Annotated in this window: 4 protein-coding genes; all 4 read left to right on the forward strand. The window is 73.8% G+C overall.

From position 1 onward, the window contains the following. The first annotated feature begins 103 nt into the window (after positions 1–103). From Q7F20_RS18260 to Q7F20_RS18275, 4 genes are read left to right on the forward strand one after another with little or no spacing between them, the layout of a single operon-like run. Entirely contained in the window at positions 104–637 is a 534-nt protein-coding gene (locus Q7F20_RS18260; protein WP_175473674.1) for a phosphoribosyltransferase, read from the forward strand. Next, the gene (locus tag Q7F20_RS18265) at positions 634–1,353 is read left to right on the forward strand and encodes a Type 1 glutamine amidotransferase-like domain-containing protein (RefSeq protein WP_305741476.1); all 720 of its coding nucleotides are present in this window, start codon (positions 634–636) and stop codon (positions 1,351–1,353) included. The genes Q7F20_RS18260 and Q7F20_RS18265 overlap by 4 nt, the downstream gene beginning before the upstream one ends. A gap of 55 nt (positions 1,354–1,408) precedes the next feature. Beyond that, positions 1,409–2,092, forward strand: coding sequence for a uracil-DNA glycosylase (locus Q7F20_RS18270; RefSeq protein WP_305741477.1), 684 nt, complete (start codon positions 1,409–1,411; stop codon positions 2,090–2,092). A 10-nt stretch (positions 2,093–2,102) separates the two neighbouring features. Next, positions 2,103–2,705 carry a GNAT family N-acetyltransferase gene (locus Q7F20_RS18275; RefSeq protein WP_305741478.1) on the forward strand — a complete coding sequence of 201 codons (603 nt, stop codon included), beginning with the start codon at positions 2,103–2,105 and terminating at the stop codon, positions 2,703–2,705. The last annotated feature ends 62 nt before the right edge of the window (positions 2,706–2,767 follow it).

The following is a 2,767-nucleotide window of genomic DNA, read 5'->3' on the forward strand; positions in this document are numbered from 1 at the left end:
ACGCGCCCGGGCCGGCTCGGCCGCGCACCCGGCACCGCCGCGCACGCGCCCGGGCGGCACGTGTGGGTCGCGGGCGCGGGGTCCGTGCCGGTACCGTGGTCGGATGCCGATCAGCAGCGAATCCGGGTCACCCGCCCAGGCTCCCTCGACCGTGACCGTGACGAGCGGGCCCGAGGTGCTCGGATGGCTCGAGTTCGGTGACGCAGCGCGCCTGCTCGCCAAGGACGTCCTGTCGTCCGGCTTCGAACCCGAGGTCGTCGTCGCCGTCGCGCGCGGCGGGCTCATCATCGCCGGTGCCGTCGCCTACGCCCTCGGCACCAAGGAGTGCGGCTCGATCAACGTCGAGTTCTACACCGACGTCGAGCAGCGTCTCGAGGAGCCCGTCATCCTGTCGCCCGCGCTCGACGCCCCGAGCCTCGCGGGCAAGCGCGTCCTCGTCGTCGACGACGTGTCCGACTCCGGTCGGACCCTGCGTCTGGTCGTCGACATCATCCGCAACGCCGGTGCCGACGTCCGGAGTGCCTGCCTGTACTCGAAGCCCGGCACCGTGCTCGAGCCGGACCACGTCTGGCGCCGCGTCGACGGGTGGATCACCTTCCCGTGGAGCGCCCTCGCCCCGGTGACGGCCGAGTCGTGAGCATCCACCTCGTCGGCGGTGGACCCTTCGCCGCCTCGGACGCCGCCGCGCCGTTCGTGGCCGAGGCGACCGTCCGCTCCGCAGCCGTCGGCCGGACCGTCCCGCGCATCGCACTGCTCTCCGTCGCCAGGCCGTCCGGGGAGTCGCCGTCCAGCACGGCCGACATCGCCGAGGTGCTCGCCGGTCCCCGCACGGCCGAGGTCCTCGTCACCGAGATCGCGGCCGGCCAGGTGTTCGACACCACGGTCCTCAGCGACGTCGACGCCCTCGTGGTCGCCGGCGGGGTCACGCCGGACTACCTCGACGCCGTCGCCCCGCTCGTCGACCAGATCCGCCTGCTCGTCTCCGACGGCCTGCCGTACCTGGGTTACTCGGCCGGCGCGATGATCGCGGCCGACCGTGCCCTCGTCGGCGGCTGGCGCATCGGTGGTGTGGAGATCTGCCCCGAGGAAGCGTCCGAGGGCCTCGACGAGGTCGAACTCCGCGAGGGGCTCGGCCTGGTGGACCTGACCATCGACGTGCACGCGGTCCAGGCCGGCACGCTCGCGCGGCTCATCGCGAGCGCCGAGGCCGAGTTCGTCACCGCGGGCCTGGCGATCGACGAGGACACCACCCTCGTCGTGGGCGAGGGCGCGCTCGAGGTCCGCGGCACCGGGAGCGTCTGGCGCGTCGTCTCCGGCGAGGACTCGGTCGCCGTCGCCACGATGGGCGCGTAGAACCGATGGGCGCGTAGAACCGATGGGCGCGTAGAACCGATGGGCGCGTAGATCCGTGCACGCTCGTCCGCTCGCCGACCTGGTCGACCCCGGCTGGGCCGACGCCCTCGCCCCGGTCGAGGACGACGTCCACCGGATGGGCGATTGGCTCCGCGCCGAGACCGCTGCCGGGCGGCACTACCTCCCGGCGGGGGAGCACGTGCTGCGTGCCTTCGCCGAGCCGTTCGACGGCGTGAAGGTCCTCGTCGTCGGGCAGGATCCGTACCCCACGCCCGGGCACCCGATCGGCCTGTCGTTCGCGGTCGACCCGCACGTCCGCCCGGTCCCGCGCAGCCTGGCGAACATCTACCGCGAGCTCGAGTCCGACCTCGGCGTGACACCGCCGGCGCACGGGGACCTGCGGGCATGGTCGACGCAGGGCGTCCTGCTGCTCAACCGCGTCCTCACGGTCGAGGCCGGAGCAGCGGGCAGCCACCGCGGGAAGGGCTGGGAGGCCGTGACCGACCAGGCCGTCCGAGCGCTCGTCGGCCGCGGGAAGCCCCTCGTCGCCGTGCTCTGGGGTGCCCAGGCCGCGTCGGTCCGGCCGCTCCTGGGGGAGATCCCGGTCGTCGCGTCTGCGCACCCGAGCCCGCTCAGCGCCTCGCGGGGGTTCTTCGGCAGTCGTCCCTTCTCGCAGGTGAACGAGCTGCTCGTCGCCCAGGGCGCGGAGCCGGTCGACTGGACCCTGCCCGCGGCATAGGCTCGGACCCGTGCTCGAGGAGGAATACCAGCGACGGCGGGTCCTGCCGCGACACCTGCGCGCCCCCGTCCCCGCCGAGGCTGCGTTCACGTACACGATCCGCGCCGCCGAGCCCACCGATCTCCCCGACGTGCGCGAGATCCACACGCACTACGTCCGGAACTCCTCGGTCACCTTCGACCCGTCCGCGTTCACGTTCGCCGCGTGGAAGCGCCGGTACGACGCGATCCGACGCCGCGGCCTGCCGTTCCTGGTCGCCGAGAACCCCTCCGGGCAGGTGCTCGGGTACGCGCTCGTCGACCCGTGGAACCCCCGCGACCGCTCGAACCGGGTCGTCGAGGACTCGATCTACCTCGGTGCCGCGTCCGGCGGGAAGGGGCTCGGGCGGGCGCTCATGGAGGCGCTCATCGACGAGTGCCGAGCCGCGGGCGTCCGAGAGATCGTCGCGGTGATCGCCGACCGGCAGGCCGAGGCGTCGATCCGCCTGCACGAGCGCCTCGGCTTCGAGGAGGTCGGCCGCATGGGGAAGGTCGGGTACAAGTACGACCGGTGGCTCGGTACCGTGACGATGCGGCTGCGCCTGCGCGGCCCGCGCCTCTTCGCGCGCGGGTAGCGGCGCGGGGCGCGCCCGCGCGCCCGACGGTCGTCGAGGTCGCGCGATCGGCCGCTTGCGTC

It is taken from the genome of Curtobacterium sp. A7_M15 (assembly GCF_030705415.1).
Taxonomy (GTDB): Bacteria; Actinomycetota; Actinomycetes; order Actinomycetales; family Microbacteriaceae; genus Curtobacterium.